This window comes from Streptomyces sp. NPDC014894 (genome assembly GCF_043080985.1).
GTDB lineage: Bacteria > Actinomycetota > Actinomycetes > Streptomycetales > Streptomycetaceae > Streptomyces.
In genome coordinates this window covers 177,671-204,337 of sequence record NZ_JBIBWD010000014.1, presented here as the reverse complement: position 1 = coordinate 204,337, position 26,667 = coordinate 177,671, and the positions used below count along the sequence as shown (strand labels likewise).

At 74.5% G+C, this 26,667-nt stretch carries 12 protein-coding genes; 2 read left to right on the top strand and 10 right to left on the bottom strand.

Annotated elements, in window-relative coordinates; translation table 11 throughout:
* The 6 genes from ACF089_RS29065 to ACF089_RS29040 all read right to left on the bottom strand — a co-directional run.
* Positions 1–419, bottom strand: a 419-nt coding sequence (locus ACF089_RS29065; RefSeq protein WP_392032756.1) for a phosphopantetheine-binding protein, incomplete at its 3' end; no start/stop codon positions are given.
* Between the two features lie 594 nt (positions 420–1,013).
* The gene (locus ACF089_RS29060; protein WP_392032753.1) at positions 1,014–1,640 is read right to left on the bottom strand and encodes a GNAT family N-acetyltransferase; all 627 of its coding nucleotides are present in this window, start codon (positions 1,638–1,640) and stop codon (positions 1,014–1,016) included.
* Between the two features lie 114 nt (positions 1,641–1,754).
* On the bottom strand, positions 1,755–2,201 hold the full coding sequence (locus ACF089_RS29055) for a hypothetical protein (protein ID WP_392032750.1): 447 nt from the start codon (positions 2,199–2,201) through the stop codon (positions 1,755–1,757).
* Between the two features lie 180 nt (positions 2,202–2,381).
* Positions 2,382–3,920 carry an alpha/beta fold hydrolase gene (locus ACF089_RS29050; RefSeq protein ID WP_392032748.1) on the bottom strand — a complete coding sequence of 513 codons (1,539 nt, stop codon included), beginning with the start codon at positions 3,918–3,920 and terminating at the stop codon, positions 2,382–2,384.
* Between the two features lie 197 nt (positions 3,921–4,117).
* A complete protein-coding gene (locus ACF089_RS29045; protein WP_392032745.1) occupies positions 4,118–5,104 on the bottom strand; it encodes a hypothetical protein in 987 nt (328 codons plus the stop codon).
* A gap of 188 nt (positions 5,105–5,292) precedes the next feature.
* The gene (locus ACF089_RS29040; protein ID WP_392032742.1) at positions 5,293–5,895 is read right to left on the bottom strand and encodes a PadR family transcriptional regulator; all 603 of its coding nucleotides are present in this window, start codon (positions 5,893–5,895) and stop codon (positions 5,293–5,295) included.
* Between the two features lie 254 nt (positions 5,896–6,149).
* Here ACF089_RS29040 and ACF089_RS29035 point away from each other — a divergent pair, with 254 nt between their 5' ends.
* The gene (locus ACF089_RS29035; RefSeq protein WP_392032739.1) at positions 6,150–6,827 is read left to right on the top strand and encodes a TetR/AcrR family transcriptional regulator; all 678 of its coding nucleotides are present in this window, start codon (positions 6,150–6,152) and stop codon (positions 6,825–6,827) included.
* A 100-nt stretch (positions 6,828–6,927) separates the two neighbouring features.
* Here the strand turns inward: ACF089_RS29035 and ACF089_RS29030 are convergent, their stop codons facing one another.
* Positions 6,928–7,857, bottom strand: a complete 930-nt coding sequence (locus ACF089_RS29030) for a TauD/TfdA family dioxygenase (RefSeq protein WP_392032736.1) — start codon at positions 7,855–7,857, stop codon at positions 6,928–6,930.
* Between the two features lie 375 nt (positions 7,858–8,232).
* Between ACF089_RS29030 and ACF089_RS29025 the strand changes: the two genes are divergently transcribed.
* Positions 8,233–9,267, top strand: coding sequence for an ABC transporter substrate-binding protein (locus ACF089_RS29025; protein WP_392032733.1), 1,035 nt, complete (start codon positions 8,233–8,235; stop codon positions 9,265–9,267).
* Between the two features lie 251 nt (positions 9,268–9,518).
* Here the strand turns inward: ACF089_RS29025 and ACF089_RS29020 are convergent, their stop codons facing one another.
* From ACF089_RS29020 to ACF089_RS29010, 3 genes are read right to left on the bottom strand one after another with little or no spacing between them, the layout of a single operon-like run.
* Positions 9,519–17,183 carry an amino acid adenylation domain-containing protein gene (locus ACF089_RS29020; RefSeq protein WP_392032730.1) on the bottom strand — a complete coding sequence of 2,555 codons (7,665 nt, stop codon included), beginning with the start codon at positions 17,181–17,183 and terminating at the stop codon, positions 9,519–9,521.
* Positions 17,180–21,886: an amino acid adenylation domain-containing protein gene (locus tag ACF089_RS29015; RefSeq protein WP_392032727.1), complete on the bottom strand. Its 4,707-nt coding sequence runs from the start codon at positions 21,884–21,886 to the stop codon at positions 17,180–17,182. Before ACF089_RS29015 ends, ACF089_RS29020 begins: the two co-directional genes overlap by 4 nt.
* Positions 21,883–26,652: an amino acid adenylation domain-containing protein gene (locus tag ACF089_RS29010; RefSeq protein WP_392032724.1), complete on the bottom strand. Its 4,770-nt coding sequence runs from the start codon at positions 26,650–26,652 to the stop codon at positions 21,883–21,885. Before ACF089_RS29010 ends, ACF089_RS29015 begins: the two co-directional genes overlap by 4 nt.
* Between the last annotated feature and the right edge of the window lie 15 nt (positions 26,653–26,667).

Sequence of the window (26,667 nt, the reverse complement as noted above, 5' to 3'; positions counted from 1 at the left end):
CGATCCACCACAGCCCCCACCACACCCCGCACCACACCCAACCCAACCCCCGCCGGCACCCGCACCACCACCGACTGCGAAAACCCCTCGAACCCCGGCCCACCCACACCACCGAACCGACGCATCACCGGCGTCAAACCCACCACACCAACACCCTCACCATCACCCACCACACCCACACCCACATCCCGCGCCACCACAGCCAACGCCCCCACCGACTGACACTGAAAAACCTCACGGCGCGTGAACTCAAGGCCCTCCTCCCGGGCCCGGCTCACCAGCTGAATCGCGACGATGCTGTCGCCGCCCAGATCGAAGAAACCGTCGTCGACACCCACCTCCGGCAACCCCAGGACTTCGCCGTACAACGCGCATAGAATCCGCTCACGCGGGGTCCGGGATTCACGATCGTTCACCATGGGGGGAGGCCTTCCGTGCGCGGTGTCGAAGAGCTGGTTCAACAGACGACGGGCATGGCTCCGCCCACACTCTCAGGCGGGCCACACATATAAATTCAGGACCTTCACGGAATGGAGACAGATACTCCGCAGTCCTGATTTCAGCTGAACTTTACTGACCATTTATGCTGCCGATGTTTTACCCGCGACAACGCTAGGCGTAGGCCCACAAGACTGTAAACAGTCCTACCGACTCAGATTCCCGTGTTCTCATCCTTCTGAGGGAGATACGCGAAGTCGGACGATCCCCGATGTCCGCAATGACGAGCGCCGCAGGTCAACAGGTTAATGGCGCATGTCGCCGCACGCTCCCCCGACCGGGGGAGACAAAGGGCCGCGCAGCTCTCCACCAGAAGTACCGGATTCTGTCGTCCACTCCTTGAGGAGGACGCCGATTCAGGTGGTCGAAGGCAGCCCGGGGCACGGCGGCGGGCAATCGGCCGTCAGAGCGCGAAAGGTCTTCCGGAGCCGCTTTCGCGGCCTTCCGGGATCAGTTCGCGGCGGCGTTGATCGTGCCAGGGGCGGATGTCGTCCCCGCGCCGGGGCCGCTCACCGTCATCGAACGTGCGGCTCGCGCCACATCGGCCACAGCGTCGGCCCGTCGGGGAGGACGAGCGCGGGGCCCCTGTCCACGAAGCCGAGCCGTTCGTAGAGGGCTCGGCTGCTCGGGCTGCTCGCCTCCAGATAGGCGGGGACGCCCTCGCCGTTCCCGTGGTCGAGCGCCGAGCGGATCAGCGCCGTACCGAGGCCCTCGCCCTGGCGGGCGGGGTCCACCGCGATCAGCCAGAGGTACGCGTGGGCCAGCGTCGGGTGGATCGCGGCGGTCAGCCGGCCGATGAGGTCGATGCGCTCGTTGTCGGGGTCGATCTCGGCCCGGAGCCGCCCCGGACCGTCCTCACCGCCGTCCCCGCTCTCCTCAAGAGCCTCGGGCTCCTCGGGCGACCCAGGCTCCGGCACGGGCAGCCACAGCGCGGCGGCGGAGGCGTCCGCCAGGACGTCGACGCGTCCGGACCGGAGAACGATGTCGAAGAAGGCTCCCATGAGAAGCGGGTGCTTCGACCGGCGGTGCTCCTCGTCCGGGAAGAGCCAGCCGCTCACCGGATCGTCCTGGAAGGCCGCGTCCAGCAGCCGGACCACGGCCTCCCGGTCGCTCGTACCCGCGCGGCGGATCCTGGCGTTCATTCCGGCCGTCCCTCCATGTCCAACCCGGCTGTCCCCGTCCGTCCATTCAAGCGCAGCGGGCGGAGGGCGACGGCTCCGGGGCGGTCATCGGGGCCGGGCGGGTCCCGGTTCCGGTCAGGATCCCGGCCCGGGGCGGGGGCCGTCCGGGGTGTGGAAGGTCAGACCGGAGAAGTGTTCGCCCTGGATGACGGGACCGTGCTGGACTCCGCCGCTGACGCTGTTGTGGACGGTGACGACCGGTCCGCTCGCGCGGTGGGGAGCGAGTTCTTCGAGCAGCAGCCGAAGCTCCTCGGCGGCGGCGGGGTTCTCGCGCAGCGCCCGGCGGAGTCTGAGCCGCCACTCGTCCTCGACATCGGCCGCGGCCTCCGGGTCTCCGTCGTCGCGGGCGGCGATGAGCTGCTCGCGGGAGGCCTCCAGCTCCTCGTCCACGCTTCCCGCGAACGTGCCCCGGGGGAAGAAGCGGGCCACGCGATCCCGGGTGTGCGCCCAGGCGTCGGAGACCATCACTCCCACCAGAGCCGTCGCGCCCGTCGTCGCCAGTGTCGCCAACTCGGCCTGCACAGAGCCCCCTTGTGTCGCATAGATCACCTGGGCTGAGCGATGGGTGTCCCTGCCACGGTAGAGAGCGCCGGGGCGGTTCGGAAGACCGGGTCCGCCGGGGGCGGCGGCCGCCGGCGGACAGGACGCCCCTTCTCCGCCGGTGAGGAAGGGGCGTCCCGGACAGGCGGGGCGGCTACCGGATCAGCGCATCGGCAGGGGCAGCGGGTTCGGGCGCTCCGTGCTCCCGGAGCGGTCCTTGGCCGGGTTCGGCTTGCAGGTCAGATCCTTCGCGGGGAAGGTTCCGGCGGTGAGGTAGGAGGTGACGGCGCTCTCGGCGCAGCGGCTGGTGCCGGTGGTGTAGACGCCGTGTCCTTCGCCCTCGTCGACGAGGACCAGACGGGAGCCCTTCATGTCCTCGCGGAGGCCCAGGGCGTCGGGCAGCGGGGTCTGCGAGTCCCATTCGTTCTGCACGATCAGCGCGCGCACCTTGTTGTCGACCTTGGTGGCGGGCTCGGCGTTCTTGTCCCAGAAGGCGCAGGGGGTGATGTTGGCGGCGAAGTCGCCGAAGAGCGGATAGCGCTCCCTGTCGCGGATCGCGTCCTTGCGGTAGGCGCCCGGATTCTTCGGCCACGGCGCGTCGCCGCAGGTGACGGTCCAGAGGGCGGAGGCTCCCTTGTCGTCCCAGTGGGATTCGGGGAGTTCCGGGGTGGGCTTGCCGGCGGCGGCCTTCTTCAGCATCACGACCGACTCGGCGGCGTAGCCCGCCTGGAAGAACGGTGCGCGCATCAGGCTGCGGATCCGGTCGCCGTCGAGGGTGGCCGTACCGACGGTGATCGGCTTCCGGTTCGCCTGGGCGACGATGTCCCAGAAGGTCTTGGCGACCTTCGCGGGGGTGTCGCCGAGCCGGTAGACGGCCGAGCGGTCGGCGGTCCACCGGGTCCAGCGGGTGAAGGCCTTCTCGACCTCCGGGGCCCACAGCAGGAAGTCCTCGCGCCAGGCGCGCTTGGGGTCGACGGCGCTGTCGAGGACGACGCGGTCGGTGCGGTGGGGGAAGAGCTGGGTGTAGACGGCTCCGAGGTAGGTGCCGTAGGAGTACCCCAGGTAGTTGATCTTCTTCTCGCCGAGCGCGGCCCGGATCATGTCCATGTCCCGGGCGGTGTTGCGCGTGGTGAAGTGCTTGAGCGCGTCGCCGTAGCGGGCCCGGCACTTGTCCGCGAAGCTGCGGGCCCTGGAGGCGTCCCGGGCGAAGGTCTTCTCCTTGAAGGCGCGCTCCACCTGTATCTCTTCGGGGTTGAGCCCGCATGCGAGGGCGTTGCTCCGGCCGATGCCCCTGGGGTCAAAGCCGATGAGGTCGTACCGGTCCTTCACGGAGGCGGGCAGGGCCTTGCCGAGGGCGGACGGGAAGTGGAGTCCTTCGCCTCCGGGGCCGCCGGGGTTGAAGAGGAGCACACCCCGGCGCTTGGCGGGGTCGGCCGCCGCGATCCGGGAGATCTCGATGTCGATCTTCTTGCCGCCGGGCTTGGCGTGGTTGAGCGGGACCTTGATCGTGGCGCACTGGAGCGAGGCCGGTTCGGAATCGTCGCACCGCTGCCAGTCGGGTCTCTGGGCGGTGGCGGACGGGGTGTTCGCGGCGGGGGCGGCGTTGTTCGCGGCGGTGGCCGGGGCGGTGGCGAGCGCGGGGGCGAGCGTCGCCATGACGCTCACCGCCAGCAGGGGGGCCACACGTCGTCGTACCTGCACGGAGTAGATCCTTCCGTTGTATCGGGTCCCTGCTGACCCTGCCGTGCCGGACCGCTCGGGCGAATCATCCGTCAGGTCGGGTTTTGTCGATCTCCGGTCGCACGGCGAGGGGCGCCGGTCCTTCTGAGGTTGGAGCGAATTCAGGCCGGTCGGGGAGGGCGGGTGCGCCGGCGTGTCCGGGCCTCCGGAGGGGCGCGTCAGTCGGTCAACTCCTCGACGAGGCGGGCGAGGACGGCGAAGGCGGGCTTGGGGGTGTAGTCGTCGGCGGTGAGTCCGAAGCGGTGGAACAGTCCGGGCCGGGAGCTGTCGGCGTCGCGCAGCGCGAAGTGGGTGTATCCGCCGAGCCCGAGCCGTTCGGCCTGGTCGGCGACGACCCGTACCACCGTCTCGACCACCTCGGCCTGGCGCTCGTCCGGGCGGCCGGGGCCGGTCGGCCAGCCGTGCTCGGTGATCCGGAGCGGCAGACGCGCCAGTCCGGCGGGGGCGAGCACGGTGTCGCGGTGGTGTCGCAGCAGGCCCTCGACGGCGGGCGCGAGGTCGGGCGCGGCGATGGGCTGGAAGACGTCGGGGAAGAAGTCGAGTCCGATGTAGTCCAGTGCGCCGGTGAAGTCGGCTCCTCCCCGGCGGGTGAGTTCGGTGACGAAGGAGGCGGCGGGGCCGAAGAGCGGGGTGGTGTTGAAGCCGACGCGCAGATGGGTGTGGCCCAGTTCCCGGGCTCGGGCCTTGGCGGCGACGACGCCCCGGACGATGGCGTCGCGTACGCCGGGGTAGTGGCCGTCGAGCGTCGGCAGCGAGGTGACGTCGGGCTCCTCGGCGACTTGGAGGAAGTCGGTGACCGGGCCGTACTGTTCGACCAGTTCGCGCAGGTGGGCGCAGTAGCGGTCGATGTCGCCGCGGGCGGACTGGTACTGCGCCACCAGGTCCAGGCGGCGGCCCCGGACGGCGTACCGGCGCGCGTCGGCCGGTGCGGTGGTCGGGTGCGGGGTCCCGAGCCGGGTGGTGTCGTCGAAGCGGGTGTACGCGCGGACCAGGAAGGGGCGGCCCGGCCGGCCCTGCAGCCGGTCGAGGGCGGCGGAGACGCGGTCGGGGTCGTCGGGCGGTCCGACGGCGAGGCTGCCGGTGTCGTCCCCGGCGGCTCCGCCCGGGTAGACGCCGAAGAGCAGTCCGCGGCGTGGTGTCGGCATGGGTGTTTCCCGTCCTCTCGGTGGCGGCCGCCCGGGGGCTTCGCGGGGCCGGGCGGTGTGCCGGGGCTCCCTGGGCGGGCGCGGCGGTACGGCGGCGGTCGGCGCGAAGGCACGGCGGCGGTCGGCGCGAAGGTGCGCGGCCGGGGTGGAAGTGGGCGGCCGGGGTGGAGTGTGCGGATGCGGGCAGGTCAGAGCGGAGGCGCGGCCGGTGCGGGGGACGCGGCGGTGGGCCAGGTCAGCGCGCCGGTACGGATGTCCTCGACGACGGCGTCGAGCCATTCCGTCTCGGCGCGGGCCAGCCTGATCGCGTACTCGGCCTCGATGATGTGCAGCCGCGGGACGCCGGCCGCCAGGGCTTCGGTCAGCCGCGTCTCGTCGGCGTCGGTGCGTTCGCGGAGCCGGTGGGCGCGTTCCGTCAGGGCTTCGGCGGCTCCGTCGGGTCCGAGGGCTCCGAGGTGGGAGACCGCGCCGAGGAATCGGGAGAACTCCCGGTCGGGGTTGCGGATCCGGCTGTCCAGCCGCCGTACGAGTTCGTCGTGCCCGGCTCGGGTGAGGGCGTACACGGTGCGCTCCGGGCGGTTTCCCGATCGCTGTCGGCCCCGCGCGGCCGCCCAGCCGGCCTCGGTCAGCGCGGTGACGGTGTTGTAGAGCGATCCCCGGTTGACGGCGGCCGCGTGGTGGTCGCTGCGGCTTCGCAGCTCGGCGAGCAGCTGGTAGGGGTGCGCGGGGTTCTCCAGCAGGAGCCCCAGGACCGTGAGGACCAGTGGGTTGTCGAGAGCGCGACGTGGCATGGTCGAACTCTAACAGTCCAAATAGACTAATGATGGGGCGTCGAGGCACCACCGCCACTTCAAGTCAGTTGTCGACGAAGGGAGTTCACAGGCATGCCGATCCGCGATCGCCAACGTCCGGCCGGGTCGCGGGACTCGGGGAATCGGTGCGCCGCCGGACCGGCCGGGAGGGGAGGATTCCGTATCGCTGGCCGGAGTGTCGCGCGCGCCCGGAGGGTGGAGGACCGGCCGTGTTCCTCCTCTAGGCTTGGCGGATGACGACCACAGAGGCCGGCCGGCGACCGGGGCGGGGGCGCCCGCGCGTGGTGACGCGCGAGGCGATCATCGAGGCCGGGATCGCTCTGACCCTGGACGAGGTCACGGTTCAGGGTGTGGCCGAGATCCTCGGGGTGAGCCGGGTCGCGCTGTACAAGCATGTGCCGTCGCAGGACGCGCTGCGGCTGCTGGTCGCGGAGGGGATTCTGGAACGCTGGAGTCCGCCGGCGGACACCGAGGAGTCGGCCGAGGCCTTTCTGTTGTCGCTGGCGGTGTCCTTACGCGCGCTGGTCTCCGGGCATCCCGGGATCGCCGGATATCTCTCCCGGCTCCAGCTGGGGTCGCGGGTGAGCATGGCCCGTTTCGAGGAGACCCATCTCGGCCTGGTGCGTCTGGGTCTGGAGCCCTGGCAGGCGTCCTGGATGGCGTCCACGGTCGCGCAGCAGGCGATCGGGGTGACCTCGGTCTTCGGTTCGGAGGACTCGCGGGCGCACCGGGAGGGCGTGCTCGCCGCCATGGCGGAGGAGTTCTCGGTCTTTCCCATCAAACATGTCCACGCGCGGGAACTGGGCGACGACGCCGTCTTCCGGTGGACCATGCGCGGACTGGTCCGGGGGTGTCTGGCGCAGCTCCGCGACGACGATCCGCGCCCGGGCTCCGGTCGCGCGGAGGGGTGACCCGTACAGCTGCGGCGCGGACCGACGGCGGAGGGCGGGCGGGTCTGCGGAGGCCCGGGCCGAGCGGTTGAGGAGTCGACCGGTTCAGGCGTCCGCCGGTTCAGGCGTCGGAGGCCTCGCCCATGGCGACGGCGATCCTGCGCGGGCCGGTGAAGGGCTCGCGGCCGTGGGAGGCGAGCATATTGTCGACGATGAGCAGGTCGTCGCGCCGGTAGTCGAAGCGGACCGAGGCCCGGCGGTAGCAGTCGCGGAGATGGCCGGTGACATCGTCGGGGATCGGCTCCCCGTCCCCGTAGTACGTGTTGTTCGGCAGCCCCTCCTCTCCGCAGATCTCCAGCAGTCCGGTGCGGGTGGGCGCGGGGAGGCTGCTGACGTGGAAGATGACGACGTGGTTGAACCAGACGGCGTCACCGGTGACGGGGTGGCGGTGGACCGGTTCGCGCACCGCCCTGGTCCGCAGGCCGGACTTCCCGATCCACTTCACCTCGATGCCGCCGGCCTCGCAGAGCCGCTCGACCTCCTCCCGGCTCTCGGTGCCGAACGCCTGCCACCAGCGCAGTCCGATGTCGTCCCGGTAGTTGCGCACCGCCATCCACTTGCGCCGGACGAACTCCTCGCGCACCGCCGGATCGATCAGATCGTGGACGATCCGGGTGGAGGCGAGCGGGGTGGCTCCCTGGGTCAGCGGCGGCTCGACGCAGTGGAAGTAGAGCACGAGGGGCCAGCTGGCCTGGTAGGACATCTCGTTGTGGAGCGGGATCTCGGCCTTCGCCGGATACTCGGTCGAGGTGTAGACCTTGCCCTTGATGACGCTGCGGGGCGATGACTGCTCGGTGTACGTCAGCGGGGCGCCGGACAGCTCCCGCACCACGGCCTCGAATCCGTCGACCCCGCCGACGTCGAATCCGCGCAGCAGCAGGGCGCCGTGCCGGTACAGCCGCTCGCGGAGGGCGTCCCGGTCGGCGCGGACCGCGTCGGAGGCGGGGCCTCCGTCGCCGTCGACGGTCAGGGGGAGTGTCGAGCCGGCCATCTGCGTGATCTCCTGTCGCCTCGGTCCGGGCCGCCGATGGCTCGGCGCGCCTTCTTCGACTCGTCGTGCGCGGACAGCGGAAGTTCGGGGGGCGTCGACACCGGGGCCCGGGGGCTGGAAGACCCCGCGCCGGGGCGGGGCGGCCCGGGACTCCCCGTCACCGCCCGGTGCCTCACGGGCGAAGTAAGCCTAACCTAAGTCGCCTTGTCGGTGTAGGCCGGAACTCGCCGCCATACCACCTCAAGTACCTATAGTCAGCGCATTCTTGATGGGATGTCAGAAGTGAAAAGGAATATCCCGGCCCGCTTTGCCAAGGTGAGGCTTACCTGATTAGGGTTCGGTCTCTGCTTCGTCACTCACAGACAGGGCCACGCCATGACCAGTCCGTTTGACCGCCAACGCGCCCTCAGTCGCCGGGGGTTGCTGTCCCTGGGCGCGGTGCTCGGCTCGTCCGCGCTGCTCACCGCGTGCGGGGACGACTCCACCGCGAAGTCCTCGAAGCCGTCCGGATCCGCGGGCGCGGACTCGGGCTCGTTCCCGGCCACGGTGAAGGACAAATTCGGCTCGGTGGAGATTCCCGGGGAGCCGAAGCGCGTGCTCTCGCTCGGCCGCACCGACCACGACGTCCTGCTGGCCCTGGGCATCGTGCCGGTCGGCGTGTGGCAGTTCATCCCGACGATGAAGCGCGGGGTGGGCGTATGGGCGGAGAAGGCGCTGGGCGGGCAGACGCCGGCCTTCCTGAAGCCGCCGTTCGACTTCGAGCGGGTGGCCTCGCTCACCCCCGACCTCATCCTCAACGTCCAGTCCGGGGGCGACGCGTCCGAGCACAAGACGCTCACCGACATCGCCAGGACCGTGGGACTGCCCGCCGGGGCCACCCCGAACGCGGTGCCGTGGCGCGAGTCCGCCAAGACCGTCTCCGCCGCGCTGGGACGCGCCGCCCGGGGCGATCGGCTGATCGCGGACACCGAGGCGCTGCTCACGTCCACCGCGAAGGAGAACCCGGCCTTCGCCGGGAAGACCGTCTCCATCCTGCTGGCCTTCGGCGGCAAGATCGGCGTCTACACCGCCGGGGACACCCGGATGCAGCTCGTGACCGCGCTGGGGCTCAAGCCGTCGGCGTACGTGGAGAGCCTCGGGAACGAGAAGTACTTCGTGGAGCTGTCCGCGGAGAAGGCCGGCGACGCCGACGCGGACGTGGTCATTCTGCTGAGTCAGCAGCAGATGCCGCTGAAGGCGACGCTCGCCCAGTATCCGCAGATCGCCGCCATGAAGGCCGCGCGCGAGAACCGGCTGGTCTTCCCCGCCGACCAGTCCGTCGGTCTGGCCCTGTCCAGCGCATCCGTGCTGAGCATCCCCTACGCGGTGAAGGGGCTGACCCCGCCGCTCGCGGCGGCCCTCAAGAAGTGACCGCCGCCCCTCCCCCGGCCCGGCGGTACGGGCGGCCGGGCCGGGAGGGGAGGGCCCGGGCCGGCCGGCGGCCCGGACACCGGGCCTTGGACCTTCCAGGGCCCGGGCCCGGCGCGGGGTCCTGCACTCGCGCCGGCCCGGACACCGACGCCCGGACCGCCCGGCCCCGGCTCCCGGGTCCGGCCCGGCGCGGACACCGGCACCCGGCACCCTGACTCAGGCCCCCTGAATCAGACCCCCTGGTCCCGGGCTCACACCGGCGGCAGCAGCCCCCGTGACTCGAAGAACCGCAGATAGCCCGCGAGCAGCTCCGGACCGGGCTCGGGCCGGGACAGCCCCGACCCCGCCAGCCCCGCGCGCAGCCGGTCGGTGCGGAACGGCTCGGGCGCCCAGACGGCGGCCGGCCGGGGGGCCTGTCCGCGCAGCTGCGGAAGGAACGGCTCCACCGGATTGCCGGGATCCTGGGCCAGTGCCTCGGCCCAGCGCGCCGGTTCCGCCAGGCCGACCGGGCGTCCGCAGGCGGTCATCCACTCGCCGAGTTCGGCCATGGAGATCGGCGGGGTGTCGGCGTGGTGGAAGACCTGCCCCGACGACCGCGGCCGCAGCGCCAGATGGACCATCGCCCGGGCCACCTGGTCCACCGGGGTCCACAGCTCGGCCGGGCCGTGGCTGGGCAGCAGGCCCACCCGGAGCGAGCCGACCAGCAGCCGGCCGAGGAAGTCGTCCGCCGTCCACACTCCGGTACGGCTGTGTCCGGTCACCCGGGCGAGCCGGTGCACGGTCGTCGGGACGCCGAGCCGTCGCGCGCCCGCCACCAGCGCCTCGGCGGCGCGCTTGCTGAGCACATAGCCGTTGCCCGGCCCGTCGAGGTCGGGCAGTTCCTCCTCCTCCGGCCATCGCGGCAGCCCCGTCTCCAGCCGGGGGATCACCGAGAGCGTGGAGGTGTGGTGCAGCCGCTTGAGCCGGCCGGTCACCGAGAAGCGCACCATCTCGGCGGTGCCGAGGACATTGCCCTCCCGCAGCCCCGGGTATCCCCGGAGCAGGCTGATCGAGGCGGCGTTGTGGAAGACGGTGTCGATCCGTTCGGCGAGCGCGCGGTGGGCGGCGGCGCTCAGCCCGAGACCGGGCCGGGCGAGATCGCCCGCGACGGGCACGACCCGGTCCGGCGGCGGGGCCTGCACGCCGAAGCGGTGCAGCGTCTCCCGCAGCCTGAGCGCGGCCCGCTCCTGGTCCTCGGCGCGGATCAGACAGTGCACCCGGGCGTCGGTGCGCTCCAGCAGGGTCTGGAGCAGGAACGCGCCGACGAATCCGGTGGCCCCGGTGAGCAGGATCTCGGCCGGGCGGTCGGCCGGCGGGGCGTCGTCCGGGGGGAGCCGCAGCGCGGGGTCGGGGCGGGCGTCGAGCAGCATCAGGGCGTGCGGGTCGGCGGGCGCGGTGCGCGGACCGCCGCCGTCCGCGGCCCCGCCCGGGACCGCTTCCCCGGCGGAGACCTCCGTAGAAAGCTCCGTGGAGACCTCGGCGAGGTCCGTGTCCCCGGTGACCGAGGCCGAGGCCGTGGCCGAGGCCGTGGCCGAGGCCGTGATCCGTGAGGCGAGGGCGGCGACGGTGGGGCCGTCGAAGAAGGCCCGGGTCGTCACCTCGGCCCCCAGCTCGGACCGGACCCGTGCGAGGACGCGCGGCACCAGCAGGGAGTGACCGCCGAGGGCGAAGAAGTCCTCGTCGGCGCCCACCGCCTCCTGGCCCAGCAGATCGGCGAAGATCTCCGCCAGGTTCTTCTGGAGGGGATCGGACGGCCGGTCCGCGCCGGAGGGGCCGCGCCGCCCGGGGCGCGGCAGGGCGGCGCGGTCCAGCTTCCCGCTCCCGGTGACCGGCAGCGCGTCGAGCAGCACCACGGCGGACGGCACCATGGGCCCCGGCAGCACGGCCGCCAGGGAGGCCCGTACCTCCTCCGGGTCGGGCGTACGGCCCCGTACGGGCACCGCGTACGCCACCAGCCGGCCGCCGCCCGGGAGGTCGTCGTGGACCGCGGCGGCGGCCGAGACGACGTCCGGGTGCGCGGTCACGGCCGCCTCCACCTCGCCCAGCTCGATCCGGAAGCCGCGGATCTTCACCTGGTCGTCGCTGCGGCCGATGAAGTCGATCCGGCCGTCCGGCCGCCATCGGACCACGTCGCCGGTGCGGTAGAGCCGGGACCCGGCGGGGCCGAAGGGATCCGCGACGAACCGTTCGGCGGTCAGCGCGGGACGTCCCAGATAGCCCCGGGCCAGCCCGTCGCCGCCGAGATACAGCTCGCCGGGGACCGAGGGCGGCACCGGGCGCAGCGCCGCGTCGAGCACATGGGCGCGGGTGCCCGGGTCGGGTACGCCGATGGGCACGGAGCCGGGCCCGGTGTCGGCGTATTCGCGCGGGTCGCACGCGCCGAGCGTGGAGTTGACGGTGGCCTCGGTCGGGCCGTACGCGTTGAAGAGCCGGCGGCCGGCGCCCCATCGGGTGACCAGCTGCGGTGACACGCGTTCGGTGCCGGCCAGCAGGACGGAGTCCTCGGGGAGCACGCACTCGGGCGGCAGCGCCTCCAGCAGGGCGGGGGGCAGGATCATGAAGGTCGCTCCGTGCTCGACGGCGTACTCGGTCAGTTCGGGTCCGGCCACCCGGCGTTCGGCGGGCACGATGATCAGTCGGCCGCCCGAGCAGAGGGCGAGGCACTGGTCCCAGAACGCCACGTCGAAGGCGGGTGAGGCGAACTGGAGGACGCGGGTCTTCGGGCCGACGCCGAATCGCTCCCGCTGGGTGGAGATGAGTCCGGCGACCCCGGCGTGGGTGAGCAGCACGCCTTTGGGGCGGCCGGTGGAGCCGGAGGTGTAGACGAGGTAGGCGGCGTGGGCGGTGGTCAGGGCCCCGCCGCGCTCGGCGTCGGTGACCGGGGCGCCGGGGAGGGCGGCGAGCCGGGCGGCGGTGGCTGGGTCGTCGAGGGTGATGACGGCGGCCGCCGGGCGGGCGCCGGCGGGGACGGGCGGGGCGGAGGCGGCCGTGAGGAGGACGGCCGGGGCGGAGTCGTCCAGCATCAGCGCGAGGCGTTCGGCGGGGTGGTCGATGTCGAGCGGCAGATAGGCGCTGCCCGCCTTGACGACGGCGAGCTGGGCGACGACGGCGTCGGTCGAGCGGGGCAGGGCGAGGGCGACGAGGCGCTCCGGTCCGGCTCCGTGGGCGAGCAGCAGCCGGGCCAGCCGGTTGGCGCGGGCGTCGAGTTCGGCGTAGGAGACGGTCTCGCGCTCCAGGACGACGGCCACCGCGTCGGGCCGCAGCCGGACCTGTTCCTCGAAGGCGTCGACGAGGGTGACGGGGGCCCGGGTGGCCGGGGATCCGCTCCAGGGGCCGAGGATTCGTCCGCGTTCGTCGTCGGAGAGCACGTCGATCCGGCTGAGCGGTCGCTCCGGGTCGGCGGCGACGGTTTCGAGGACGCGGATCAGCCGTTCGGCCAGGGTGTGGGCGGTGGAGTGGTCGAAGAGGTCGAGCCGGTGGTCGAGCCGGCCGGTGACGCCGTCCGTTCCGGGGTGTTCGGTCAGATCGAGGGCGAGGTCGAACTTGGCGGTGCGCAGTCCGGTGTCGTGCTGGGCGGCGGGGACGCCCAGCAGGGTGGGCCGGGCGGGCGGGGCGACCTGGTGGGCGAGCATCACCTGGAAGAGGGGGTGGCGGGAGAGGGAGCGGGCCGGGTTGAGGAGGTCCACCAGGCGTTCGAAGGGCAGTTCCTGGTGGGCGTAGGCGGCGAGGTCGGCGTCCCTGACCCGTCGCAGGAGGTCGAGGAAGGCGGGGTCGCCCGAGGTGTCGGTGCGCAGGACGAGGGTGTTGGTGAAGGAGCCGATCAGATCGGTGAGGGCCTCGTCGGGGCGGCCGGCGACGGGGGTGCCGAGGGGGATGTCGAAGCCGCCGCCGAGGCGGGTGAGCAGGGTGGCCAGGGCGGCCTGGAAGACCATGAACACGCTGGCGTCGCAGCGTTCGGCGAGCGCGCGCAGGGCTCGGTGCAGGGGCGGCCGTACGGTGAGGGCGACGGAGCCCGCGCGGTGTCCGGCGGTGGCGGGGCGGGGCCGGTCGGCGGGGAGGCGCAGCTCGTCGGGGAGGCCGGCGAGGGTCTTCGTCCAGAAGGCCTCCTGGCGGCGGCCGGGGCTCTCGGGGTCGTTCTCGTCGCCGAGGAGTGCGCGCTGCCAGAGGGTGTGGTCGGCGTACTGCACCGGCAGCGGGTCCCAGGCGGGCGCGGTTCCGGCGCGGCGGGCGGTGTAGGCGGTGTCGAGGTCGCGCAGCAGGGGATCGCGGGAGGCGCCGTCGGCGGCGATGTGGTGGACGAGCAGGACCAGGACGTGGTCGTCGGGGCCGAGGGTGAGCAGATGGGCGCGCAGGGGGATGTCCCGGTCCAGGGCGAAGCGGTGGGCGGCGACGGCGGCGAGGCGGGCGGCCAGGTCCTGGGGGGCGGTGTTCTCGGTGCGCAGTTGGGGGCGGGCGGCGTCCGGGGGCAGGACGTGCTGGCGCGGTACGCCGTGGTCGTCGGGGAGGACGGTGCGCAGGGCCTCGTGGCGTTCGGTCAGATCGCCGAGGGCGGCGCGCAGCGCGGCGGTGTCGACGGGTCCGGTCAGCCGCCAGGCCCAGGGGATGTTGTAGGTGACGGCGTCGGGGTCGAGCCGGTCGAGGAACCACATGCGGCGCTGGGCGAAGGAAAGGGGTACGGCGGGGGGCCGTACGGCGGGGCGGGGCGCGGCGCGGGCGGTGGGGCCGGCGTCCAGGAGGGGGGCGAGCAGGGCGGGGGTGGGGGCGTCGAAGACGGCGCGCAGCGGGAGTTCGGCGGCGAGTTCGGCGCGGATGCGGCTGATCAGCCGGGTGGCGAGGAGGGAGTGGCCGCCGAGGCGGAAGAAGTGGTCGTCGGGGCCGGTGGCGGGGAGGCCGAGGACGTCGGCGAAGAGGGCGCAGAGCTGTTCCTCGCGGGGGGTGCGGGGGGCTCGTCCGGCGGGGTCGGGGCGGCGGCCGGGGGCGGGCAGGGCGCGGCGGTCGAGTTTGCCGCTGGGGGTGAGGGGCAGGGCGGGGAGTTCCGTCCAGTCGGCGGGGACGAGGTGTTCGGGCAGGGTGCGGGCGGCGTGGGCGCGGAGCGCTTCGAGGTCCAGGGCGCCGGGGGCGGCGCCGGGCCCGGGTACGGCGTAGGCGGCGAGGCGGACGTCGCCGGGGCGGTCCTCGCGGGCGACGACGCAGACGCGGGCGGCGCCGGGGGCGTCGTGGAGGGCGGCCTCGGCCTCGGCCGGTTCGACGCGGAAGCCGCGGATCTTGACCTGGTCGTCGGCGCGGCCGATGAACTCCAGGACTCCGGCGGCGTCGGAGCGCACGAGGTCGCCGGTGCGGTACATACGGGTCCCGGGCTCGCCGAAGGGATCGGCGACGAAGCGTTCGGCGGTGGCGGCGGGGCGGCCGAGGTAGCCGCGGGCCAGCTGGGGTCCGGCGAGGTGGAGTTCGCCGGTGACGCCGGGCGGTACGGGGCGCAGCGCGGGGTCGAGCACGTAGACGCGGGTGTTGTGGACGGGGCGGCCGATGGGCACGGTCGCGGCGGGCGGGGCGTCGGGGCGGTGGGTCCAGGAGGTGACGTCGACGGCGGCCTCGGTGGGGCCGTAGAGGTTGTGGGGGCTGAGGCCGAGGACGCGGTGGCAGTGGTCGGAGGTCTCGCGGCGGAGTGCTTCGCCGCTGCACAGGAGGCGGCGCAGGGTGCGGCAGTCGGGTGCGGCGGCTTCCTGGAGGAAGGCGTCGAGCATGGAGGGGACGAAGTGGACGGTGGTGATGCGCTGGTCGCGGATGAGCGCGGCGAGATGGGCGGGGTCCTTGTGGCCCTGGGGGCGGGCGAGGACCAGGGTGGCGCCGGTGACGAGGGGCCAGAGGAATTCCCAGACGGAGACGTCGAAGCTGGAGGGGGTTTTCTGGAGGACGCGGTCGTCGGGGCCGAGCGGGTGGGCGTGCTGGGTCCAGCGGAGGCGGTTGGCGATGGCGTGGTGGGAGACGGTGACGCCTTTGGGGCGGCCGGTGGAGCCGGAGGTGTAGATGACGTAGGCGGGGTGCTGGGGGTGGAGGGGGGTGCGGTGTTCGGCGGGGAGGAGGTCGTGGCCGGGCTGGTCGTGGCCGGTGTCGGGGCCGACGGCGAGCCGGGGGGTGCGGTGGTGCGCCGGGTGCGGGGGCGCGCCGGGCGGGGTGAGGAGCAGGGCGGGGCGGGCGTCGTCGAGCATGAGGGCGACGCGTTCGGCGGGGTAGTCGGGGTCGATGGGGAGGTAGGCGGCTCCGGCCTTGTGGACGGCGAGGATCGCGGTGACGAGTTCGGGTGAGCGGGGCAGGGCGAGGGCGACGACGCTCTCGGGGCCGATGCCGCGGGCGGTCAGGAGGCGGGCGAGGCGGTTGGCGCGGGTGTTGAGTTCGGCGTAGGTGAGGACGCCGTTCTCGTGGACGAGGGCCTGGGCGTGGGGGGTGGCGGCGGCCTGGGCCTGGAACATCGGCGGGAGGGTCTGCCGGGGCGCGGGCGCGCTGTCGCCGCGCCAGCTCTCCAGGGCGTCGCCGAGTTCGGCGGGGGCGAGGGGTTCGCAGCGTCCGGTGGGCAGGGCGGGGTCGGCGGCGATCTGTTCGAGGACGCGCAGGAGCTGGTGGCCGAGCCGGGTGACGTGGGCGCGGTCGAAGGCGTCGGCCCGGTGGTCGAGGGTGAGGGCGAGCCCGCCGGGGACGTCGCGGTCGGGTACGGCGGTGAGGGTGAGCGGGTAGTGGGTGGCGTCCTCGCCGTGGAGGCCGGTGACGTGTACGCCGGCGGCCGGCTCGCCGGTGGTGGGTGGCGGGTAGTTCTCGACGACGGCGAGGGTGTCGAAGAGGTCGCCGCCGCCGGCGCGGGGTGCGGAGCGCCGGATGTCGGCGAGGCCGGGGTACTGGTGGCCGAGGAGTTCGGACTGTTCGTCCTGGAGGCGTTCGAGGAGGGCGCCGAGGGGTTCGGCGGGGTGGAGCCGGACGCGTACGGGGACGGTGTTGACGAAGAGTCCGATCATGGTCTCGACGCCGGGGATCTCGGGCGGGCGGCCGGAGACGGCGGTGCCGAAGACGATGTCGGTGCGGCCGGTGGCGCGGGCGAGGAGCAGTCCCCAGGCGGCCTGGACCAGGGTGTTGACGGTGATGCCGCGGCCGCGGGCGAGGGTGTGCAGGGCGGCGGCGAGGCGCGGCGGGGTGGTGAGGTCGACGCGGTGCGGGAGGGCGGGGGCGCGGGCGGGCGCGGGCGGGGCCAGCAGGGTGGGACCGTCGAGTCCGTCGAGCGCCCGGTCCCAGACGGCGGCGGTGGCGGCGCGGTCCCGGGCGGCGAGCCAGGCCAGGTAGTCGCGGTAGGGGGTGACGGCGGGGAGGGCGTCGGGGTCCTGGCCGCCCGCGTAGAGGGCGAGCAGTTCGCGCAGGACGAGCGGGGACGACCAGCCGTCGAGGAGGACGTGGTGGAAGGTGAGGGTGAGGCGGAAGCGGTCGGGGCGCAGCCGGATCAGGGCCATGCGGAGCAGGGGCGGGGTGCGGACGTCGAAGCGGCGGTCGCGCTCCTGGCCGGCGAGGCGGTCGAGGGCGGCGCGGCGCTCGTGCTCGGAGAGGGCGCTGAGGTCGTGTTCGCTCCAGGGGAGCGGTACGCGGCGGAGGACGACGGCCATCGGGCGGCCCTGGGCGTTGGTGCGGAAGGCGGAGCGGAGGTTGGGGTGGCGCTCCAGCAGGGCCTGTCCGGCGCGGCGGAGGGCGGCGGGGTCGACGGGTCCGCCGAGGTCGACGGCGAGCCGGACGGTGTAGACGTCGGGGCCCTGTCCGTCGTCGAGCTGGGTGTGGAAGAGCATGCCCTCCTGGAGCGGTGTCAGGGGCAGGACGTCCTCGATGCGGGGCTGCCGGCTCATGACGGGCTCCTGTCGGTGTCGGCGTCCTGGAACGCGGCGTCGTCGAACTCGGCGTCGTCGAACTCGGCCTCCAGGGCGTCGATGTCGCCCTGGGTGAGCTGGATCAGCGGCAGGTCCGAGGGGGTGCGCCCGCCCGTGCCGGGAGTGTCCGCGGTGGCGGCGAGGGCTTCGAGGGCGGTGAACCAGGCGGTGGCGAGGTCGTGGACCCGGTCCTGGGCGAGCAGTCCCGGGGCCCAGGTCCAGCGGGCGGCGAGGCGTGGTCCGGCCGGGGTGTCCCAGGTGGCGGCGTTGACTTCGAGGGCGTGGGCGAGCGGCATCGCGGGGTCGGCCCCGCCGCCCACGGGTCCGCCGGCCGTCGCCGCGCTGTCGGGGGCGGCGAACCGGCCGAGGTAGTTGAAGCCCAGCAGGGGGGCGGGGAGGGCGGCGAGCGCGGGGGCGGTGTCCGGGTTGAGACGGCGCAGCAGGCCGTGGCCGATGCCGTGGTCGGGGATCGCGCGGAGCTGTTCCTTGACGTCCTTGACCGCTCGTCCGAGGGCGGCGGTGTCGTGGCGGAGCCGCTCCTCGGTGAGCGGCTCGGTGGTGAGCCGGACGGGGTGGACGGCGGTGAACCAGCCGACGGTGCGGGAGAGGTCGGTCCCGGGGAAGAGGTGTTCGTGCCGTCCGTGGCTCTCGACGTCGATGACGGCGGGCCGGCCGCCCTCGGGCCACTGGGCGAGGGCGAGGGCGAGCGCGGTGAGCAGGATGTCCTGGACTCCGGCGTGGAAGGCGGCGGGGACGCGGCCGAGGAGAGGTTCGGTGTGGTGGGCGGGGAGCTGGAGTTCGAGGCGTCCGGCGGTGCCGTGGGTGTCGTGCGCGGGGTCGGGCCGGCGGCCCTTGAGCAGGGGGCCGGGGTCGCTGAGGATCTCGGTCCAGAGCGGGAGTTCGGCGGTGCGCCGGGGGTGTCGGGCCTCTTCGCCGAGGAGGCGCGCCCAGCGGCGCAGGCTGGTGGTGGGGGCGGGGAGTCCGGGCGCGGCTCCCCGGGAGGCGGCGTCGAGGGCGGTGGCGAGGTCGGGCAGGAGGATCCGCCAGGAGACGCCGTCGACGGCGAGGTGGTGCAGGACGAGCAGGAGCAGTCCGGGGCGGTCGGGGCCGGGGTCGAGCCATACGGCGCGGAGGATGTCGCCGGTGTCGGGGTCGAGCCGGGCGCGGGCGGTCTCGGCGTGGCGGGCGGCCTCCTCGTGGAGCTGCCGTTCGGTGTGTCCCGCGCAGTCGACGCGGCGCAGCCGGGGTGCGGCGGCCACGGTCGTGGGCGGGCGGACGGCGAGGGTCCAGGGGCGGGCGCCTCGGTCGGCGCGCAGCCGCAGGGCGTCGTGGTGGTCGGTGAGGGTCTGGAGGGCGGTGACGAGGGAGGCTTCGGCGGTGCCGGGCGGGACGGTGAGGGAGGCGGACTGGGAGAGGCCGTCTACGGGGCCGCCGACGGATTCGAGCCAGGCGGTGATGGGGGTGGGGCCGATCTCGCCCGCGCCGTCGTCGGGGGCGGCGGGCGCGGTCACGGTACGGCCCGCGGCACGGGCCAGGGCGGTCGGGGTGCGGTGGGCGAAGACGTCGCGGGGGGTGAGGGGCAGTTCGGCGGCGCGGGCGCGGGAGACCAGGCCGATGGCGAGGATGCTGTCGCCGCCGAGTTCGAAGAAGGAGTCGTCGGGGCCGACCCGGTCCACGTGCAGGACCTGGGCGAAGAGGTCGCACAGGGCGGCCTCGGCCGGTCCGGAGGGCGGTCGGGCCGGGGCGGCGCCGGTGGTGTCGGGGGCGGGCAGCGCGCGGTGGTCGACCTTGCCGTGGGGGGTGAGCGGGAGGGCGTCGAGGACGGTGAAGGAGGCGGGGACCATGTGCGGGGGCAGCCGGGCCTCGGTGTGGGCGCGCAGCTCGGCGGGGGCGGGCGGGGCGGCGCCCGCGGTGGCGGCGTAGGCGATGAGGCGGGGGCCGCCGGTGTCGTCGGTCCGGGCGACGACGACGCAGCGGGAGACGGCGGGATGGGCGGCGACGGCGGCCTCGACCTCGCCGGGTTCGATCCGGAAGCCGCGGATCTTGACCTGGTCGTCGGCCCGCCCGGCGAACTCCAGGGCGCCGTCCGCGGTGCGCCGGGCCAGGTCTCCGCTGCGGTAGAGGCGTTCGCCGGGGGCGAAGGGGCTGGCGACGAAGCGGGCGGCGGTGAGGGCGGGCAGCCCCAGATAGCCGCGGGCGAGCTGGGGGCCGCCGACGTACAGCTCGCCGATGACGCCGGGCGGCGCGAGGTCGAGTTCCGGGGTGAGCAGGTGGATGCTCAGACCGGGGAGGGGGTGTCCGATGGGGCTGGCCGCGGTGGAGGTCGTCGCGGGGTGCAGCGGCTGGTGGGTGGCGTGCACGGTGGTCTCGGTGATGCCGTACATGTTGACGAGCCGGGGGCCGCCGTCCGGGTGGGCGGCGTACCAGCCGGCGAGGCGGGGCGGCCGCAGGGCCTCGCCGCCGAAGACGACGGTGCGCAGGGCGGCGGCGGGGGCGCCGCGTTCGCGGACGGCCTCGGCGAGCTGGTGGAAGGCGGAGGGCGTCTGGCTGAGCACGGTCACGCGCTGTTCGTCGAGGAGGGCGAGGAAGTCCTCGGGCGAGCGGCTGGTCTCGGCGGGGACGATCACGAGCCGGCCGCCGTGCAGCAGAGGGCCCCACAGCTCCCAGACGGAGAAGTCGAAGGCGTACGAGTGGAAGAGGGTCCAGACGTCGTCCGCGCGGGGTTCGATCAGGGCCGCCGTCGCGCTGAACAGCTGGACGACATTGCGGTGCGGTACGAGGACGCCCTTGGGCACGCCGGTGGATCCGGAGGTGTAGATGGCGTAGGCGGGGTGGTCGGGGTGGAGGGGCGCGCGGCGCTCCCGGTCGGCGGGGTCGGAGCCGGGCCGCCGGTCGAGGTCGGCGAGGACGCCGGGGTCGTCCAGGCGGAGGGTGGGCGGGGCGGCGCCCCCGGCGAGGGCGTCCGCGAGGGCGTCGGGGAGGTCTCGGACGGTCAGCAGGGCGGCGGGGCGCGCGTCGGTGAGCAGCAGCCGGATGCGGTCGGCGGGGTAGTCGGGGTCGACGGGGAGGTAGCCGGCTCCGGTCTTGAGGACGGCGAGCACGGCCACGACCAGCTCCCCGGAGCGCGGCAGGGCGAGGGCGACGAGGTCCTCGGGGCCGGCGCCCAGGTCGATGAGCCGGTGGGCCAGCCGGTTGGCGCGGGTGTTGAGTTCGCGGTAGGTGAGGCTCCGGCCGCCGTCGACGACGGCGACGCGGTCGGGGGTGCGGGCGGCCTGTTCCTCGAAGAGCGCGGGCAGGGTCGCGTTCGGCGGGGGCGCCGGGGCGGGGGCGGCGGGCGCGAGCAGGGCGCGGCGTTCGCCGGGGCTGAGCGCGTCGACCCGCGCGGTACGGGCTCCGGGGTCGTCGGCCAGGGCCTTCAGGACGCGGCGGAACCGGTCCAGCAGGGTCTCGGCCCCGGCCCGGTCGTAGAGGTCGGGCCGGTGTTTGAGGGTGAGGCCCAGTCCGGTGGGCGCGGGCTCGGCCATGAGGGTGAGCGGGTAGTGGGTGGCGATGGGCCGGGCGGTGGCGGCCGCGGTGAGCCCCGCGCCCTCCTGGGCGGCGGTGATGGCGTCGGCGTCGAAGGGGAAGGACTCGAAGACGGTGAGGGTGTCGAAGAGTTCGCCCGCGCCGGCGATCCGCTGGATCTCGGCGAGTCCGAGGTGCTGGTGGTCGATGAGCGCGGCCTGTTCGGCCTGGACCCGGGTGAGCAGGGCGGAGACGGTCTCGGCGGGGTCCAGGCGGACCCGGACCGGGAGGGTGTTGATGAGCAGTCCGACGATGGTCCCGACGCCGGGGAGCAGCGGGGAGCGGCCGGAGACGGTGGTGCCGAAGAGCACGTCCCGGCGGCCGGTGAGCCGGTTGAGGAGGATGGCCCAGCCCGTCTGGACGACGGTGTTGAGGGTGACGCCGCGGCTCCGGGCGAGGGCGGTGAGCCGGTCGGTGAGGTCCGGGGCGAGCCGGGTGGTGACCTGTTCCGGCAGCAGGGGGGTGTCGGAGCGGTCGCCGGGGGCGATCAGGGTGGGTTCGGTCACGCCGTCCAGGGCGGTGCGCCAGGCGGTGCGGGCCGCGTCGCGGTCCTGCTGGGCGAGCCAGGCGAGGAAGTCGCGGTGGGGCCGGGCGGCGGGGAGGCCGGCGGGGTCCCCGTCGGCCGCGTACAGCGCGAACAGATCGCGCATCAGCAGCGGGGTGGACCAGCCGTCGAGGGCGATGTGGTGGTTGGTCATCACCAGCCGGTGGCGGCCGGGGCCGGTGGTGATGACCTGGAAGCGGATGAGCGGAGGCTGTTCCAGGTCGAAGCGGCGGAGCCGGTCGCTCTCCACGAGCCGGGTCAGCTCGGCGGTCCGGGCGGCCTCCCCGAGGCGGCCGAGGTCGGTGTGCGTCCAGGGGACGGCGACCTCGCGGAGGACCACCTGCACCGGCGAGCCGGCGTCGCGGACGAAGCCCGCGCGCAGGGTGGGGTGGCGGCGGACCAGGGCCTCGGCGGCGCGGCGCAGCCGGCCGGCGTCGAGCGGTCCGGTGAGGTCGACGAGGAGCTGGGCGACATAGACGTCGACGCCGGTCTCGTCGTAGACGGAGTGGAAGAGCAGCCCCTCCTGGAGCGGGGTCAGGGGCAGGATGTCCTCGATCGGGGAGCGGGCGCTCATGCGGTGCGCCACCTCGATTCGAGGGCGTCGAGCCGGCTCTGGTCGAGGGAGACCAGGGAGAGGTCGGAGGGGGTGCGTCCGCCGGCGTCGGGGCGTTCGGCGTGCGCGGCGAGGGCGGTGAGGGCGGCGGTCCAGCGGCCGGCGAGGGCGGCCGTCTCGTCGGCGGTCAGCACTCCGGTGGGGAAGGTCCAGTGGGCGGTGAGCCGGGGGCCGTCGGGGCCGTCCTCGGTGAGGGCGTTGACGACGACGGCGACGGGGGCGGGCATGCCGGGGTCGGAGGCGGCGGTGAGTCCGCCCGCGCCCAGCGTCCAGTCCTGGCCGTTCCCGGGCGCGGAGGTGTCGAAGCGGCCGAGGTAGTTGAAGCCGATCTGGGGTTCGGGGTACACGGCGAGGGCGGGCGCGGTGGTGTCGTTGAGGTGGCGCAGCAGTCCGTATCCGATGCCGCGGTCGGGCAGGGCGCGCAGATGTTCCTTGACGCGTTTGACGGCGGTTCCGGCGGCCGGGCCGCCGGTGAGGGCCTCGTCCAGCTCGAGTCCGCCGGTGTCGAGGCGTACGGGGTACTGGCTGGTGAACCAGCCGACGGTACGGGTCAGATCGGCGCCGGGCAGCGCGCTCTCCTCGCGGCCGTGTCCCTCCAGGGTGACGACGGCGGTGCGTTCGCCGTCGCCGCGGTCGCGCCGCCAGGCGGCGACGGCGAGGGCGAGCGCGGTGAGCAGGACGTCCTCGGCGGTGGCGAAGTAGGCGGCGGGCACGGTGGTCAGCAGCGGGCCGGCGGTCTCGGGGGGCACGGTGACGGTGACGGTGTCGACGGTGGCCCACAGATCGCGGGCGGGGTCGGGCCTGCGGGCTCCCAGGACCGGGTCGGGGCCGTCGAGGACGGCTCGCCAGGCGTCGAGCCGGGCGGTGTGGCCGGGGTCGTTCGCCGCGGCGGCCAGGCCCTCGGTCCAGTCGCGCAGCGAGGTGCGGACCTCCGGGAGCCGGGGCGTCGCGCCCTCGGCGATCGCGCGCCAGGCCATGGCGAGGTCCTCGGTGATGATCCGCCAGGAGACGCCGTCGACGGCGAGATGGTGGACGAGCAGGCAGAGCTGTCCGCCGGGCGGGCCGCCGTCGTACCAGATCGCCTGCGTCATGACGCCGCCCGCGGGGTCGAGCCGGGCGAGGGCGTCGGCGTGCTCCCGTGCGGCGCGGGCGGCGCGCCCGGAGGCGTCGAGGCCGGTGGTGTCCACGCGGCGCAGCAGCGGTCCCGCCGGTACGGAGCCGGGTTCCGGGACGGTGAGGAGCGGGCCGGGCCGGAGCCGGGAGCGGAGGGCTCCGTGGTGGTCGAGGAGGGTCTGGAGGACGGCGGTCAGCCGGTCCCGGTCGAGGTCGCCCGGCACGTCCAGGAGCGCGGACATGTGGTGCCGGGGCAGCAGACCGCCGGGGCGGGCGGCGAAGGCGCGCATCACGGGGGTGGGCGGGACGGTCCCGGAGCCGTCGTGGCGGGGTTCGGCGGTCTCGGCGGCCCCGGGGGCCGGGCCGTTGTCGGCGGGGGCGGCGGCGGCCAGTGCGGCGGGGGTGCGGTGGGTGAAGACGTCGCCGGGCGAGATCGCGATTCCGGCCGCGCGGGCGCGGCTGACCAGGGAGATGCTGACGATGCTGTCGCCGCCGAGTTCGAAGAACGAGTCGTCGGCGCCGACGTTCTCGACGCCGAGGAGTTCGACGAAGAGGGCGCACAGGGTGCGTTCGGCGTCGGTGCGCGGTTCCCTGGCGGGCGCGGAGCCGGTGAAGTCGGGCACGGGCAGGGCCCGGCGGTCGGTCTTGCCCGACGGGGAGAGCGGCAGCGCGTCGAGCAGCAGGGCGGCGGCGGGGACGGCGTGCTCGGGAAGGCGCGCGGCCAGATGGGCGCGGAGGGCGTCCGGGTCGACGGCGCCGGGGGCGTCGGGCACGGCGTAGGCGGCGAGGTAGGTCCCGCCGGGGCCGTCGCGGTGGGCGGCGACCGCCGCGCCGGCGACTCCGGGGAAGGCGGCGACGGCGGCCTCGACCTCGCCGAGTTCGACCCGGAAGCCGCGGATCTTGACCTGGTCGTCGGCGCGGCCGACGAACTCCAGGGCCCCGTCCGGGCGGCGGCGCACCAGGTCGCCGGTGCGGTAGAGCCGGGCGGACGGTTCGCCGAAGGGGTCGGCGACGAAGCGGGCGGCGGTGAGCGCGGGCCGGCGGAGATAGCCGCGGGCGAGCTGGACCCCGCCGACGTACAGCTCGCCGGTGACGCCGTGCGGGACGGGCCTGAGGGCGGTGTCCAGGACATGGCAGGAGGTGTGGGGCACCGGCCGGCCGACGGGGACCGGGCCCGGCGGGGCGTCGCGGGCCGTGCCGAGGCTGTGGAGGAGACAGCCGACCGTGGTCTCGGTCGGACCGTATTCGTTGATCACCTCGATGGTCCCGGCCGCCGGGGGGCTCCAGCCGGCCAGGGCCTCGCCGCGCAGCGCCTCGCCCGCGATGACGAGGGTGCGCTCCCCCGCCTCGGAGAGGCGGACCGAGGGCAGCAGCGGGAGATGACTGGGGGTGATCTTGATGAAGTCGGCCCGGCCGGCGGCGGAGGTGAGGCCGTCGAGGGTGTCCTCGCAGAGTTCGAGGACCCCGCCCCGGAGCAGCGGTCCGTACATCGGGGTCACCGAGAAGTCGAAGGAGACCGAGGAGTGCATCAGGGTGTGGCCCGCCAGGCCCGGGAACGTCCGGCCGGCCCAGTCGAGATGGGCGGCGAGCGCGCGGTGGGCGACGACGACGCCCTTGGGGACCCCGGTGGATCCGGAGGTGTAGATGACGTACGCGGGATGGTCGAGGTGGAGCGGAGCGGTCCGTTCGGCGTCGGTGAGGTCGTCGGCGCGGTGCGTTTCGAGCCGGGCGGCGGTGTCCGGGTCGTCCAGGAGCAGCCGGTCCGGGCCGGTGTCGCGGGGCAGCCGGGCGTCGGCGGCCGCGGTGGTGAGGAGCAGCGCGGGCGCGGGGTCGGTGAGCATGAAGCGGACGCGGTCCGGCGGGTAGTCGGGGTCGACGGGCACATAGGCGGCGCCGGCCTTGAGGACGGCGAGCGCGGCGACGACGGTGTCGTGGGAGCGCGGGACGGCCAGGGCGACCAGGTCCTCGGGGCCCACGCCGCGGTCGGCGAGGTGCCGGGCGAGGCGGTTGGCGCGGGCGTTGAGTCCGGCGTAGTCGAGCGAGCCGGCCGGGGAGAGCAGGGCGGTGGCGTGCGGGGTGCGGCGGACCTGGGCCTCGAGGAGTCCGGGCAGCGGCACGCCGGGCAGTTCGGGGGCGGGCCCGTGCGCGGCGGCGGTGATCCGGTCGCGTTCCCCGGCGGTGAGCAGCTCCAGGGCCCCGATCGGGGTGTCGGGGCGCTCCAGCGCGGCGTTGAGCAGGGTGTCGAGGTGGCGCAGGAGTCCGCGGGCGGCCTCGGCGGCCCCGTCGTCGGCCCAGTGGTTGGCCTCGACGCCCACCTCGTCGCCGAGGAGTTCGGCGGCCAGGGTCAGATCGAAGCGGGCGCTGCCGTTGTAGAGCGGGCGGCGGACGGCGGTGAGTCCGGCGGCGGCGAAGGGGTCGAGCACGGTGCTGCGGAGCGAGAGGATCAGATTGAACAGGCCCTGTTCGCCCCGGCGGCGGTGCGGGTCGATCTCCCGGGTGACGTGTTCGAGTTCCACGTCCTGGTGCGCGTACGCCTCGACGCAGCGGGCACGGGCTCTGGCGACCAGCTGGGCGAAGGTGTCCTCGGGGCCGACCTCGGCGCGCAGGGCGACGGTGTTGCCGAGGTAGCCGATGACCTCCTCGGCGCGGGGGAAGTCGCGGTTGACGACGGGGGCTCCGACGAGGAAGTCCCGGGCGCCGGTGTAGCGGTGGACGAGGGCGTTGACGGCGGCGAGCAGCACCATGAAGGGGGACGCGCCCTCGGCGCGGGCGAACGCGCGCAGCCGGCGGCCGGTGCCGGGGCTGAGCCGGTGGGCCTGGTCGTCGCCGGGGCGGCCGGCGCCGCCGCTGCCGCCGCTGAGCCGGGGCAGGTCGACGGGGGGCGGCGGGGCGGCGAGCCGTTCGCGCCAGTGGGCGAGGCCCTCGGGGCGGGGTTCGGCCGGGCGGTCGGGGGCGGCGGCCTCGGCGAACTGGAGGGCCGGGCCCCGGTCGGGTCCCGCGCCCGCGAGCAGGCCGGTGTAGTTCTCCATCAGCTCGCCGAAGAAGACGGCGGAGGTGCTGTCGTCCCAGGCGATGTGGTGGGCGACCAGGACCAGGGTGGCGGTGTGTTCGCCGGTGCGGACGAGGCGGAGCAGCAGCGGGGGACGCGCGCCGAGGTCGAAGACGTGCCCGGCGGCGTCCCGGGCCGCCCGGCGGGTGCGGTCCTCCGTCTCGGGGGCGGGCAGGCCGCGCAGGTCGACGGTGTCGAAGGGGACGGCGAGATCGGGGTGGACCTTCTGGACGGGGACGCCGTCGGGGCCGGTGCGGTAGGTGGTGCGCAGGATGTCGTGACGGCGGGTGAGCCGGGCGAGGGCCTCGCCGAGGACGTCGGGCTCCAGCGGTCCGACGAGGTCCAGGGCGATCAGCACGTTGTAGGCGACGCTGTCGGGGTGCAGTTGCTGGATCGACCACATGCGCCGCTGGCCGGGTGAGAGCGGCAGGTCCCCGCGGGCCCCGGCGGGGGCGGTCGCCGGGGCGGGGTCCGCGGTGAGGTTCTCGCGGGCCTTGGCCAGGCGCAGTAGTTCCCGCCTGCGCTCGATCGCTCCTCGTTCCGTCCGGGCACCGTCAGTTGTCACGGGGGTTCGCCTTCC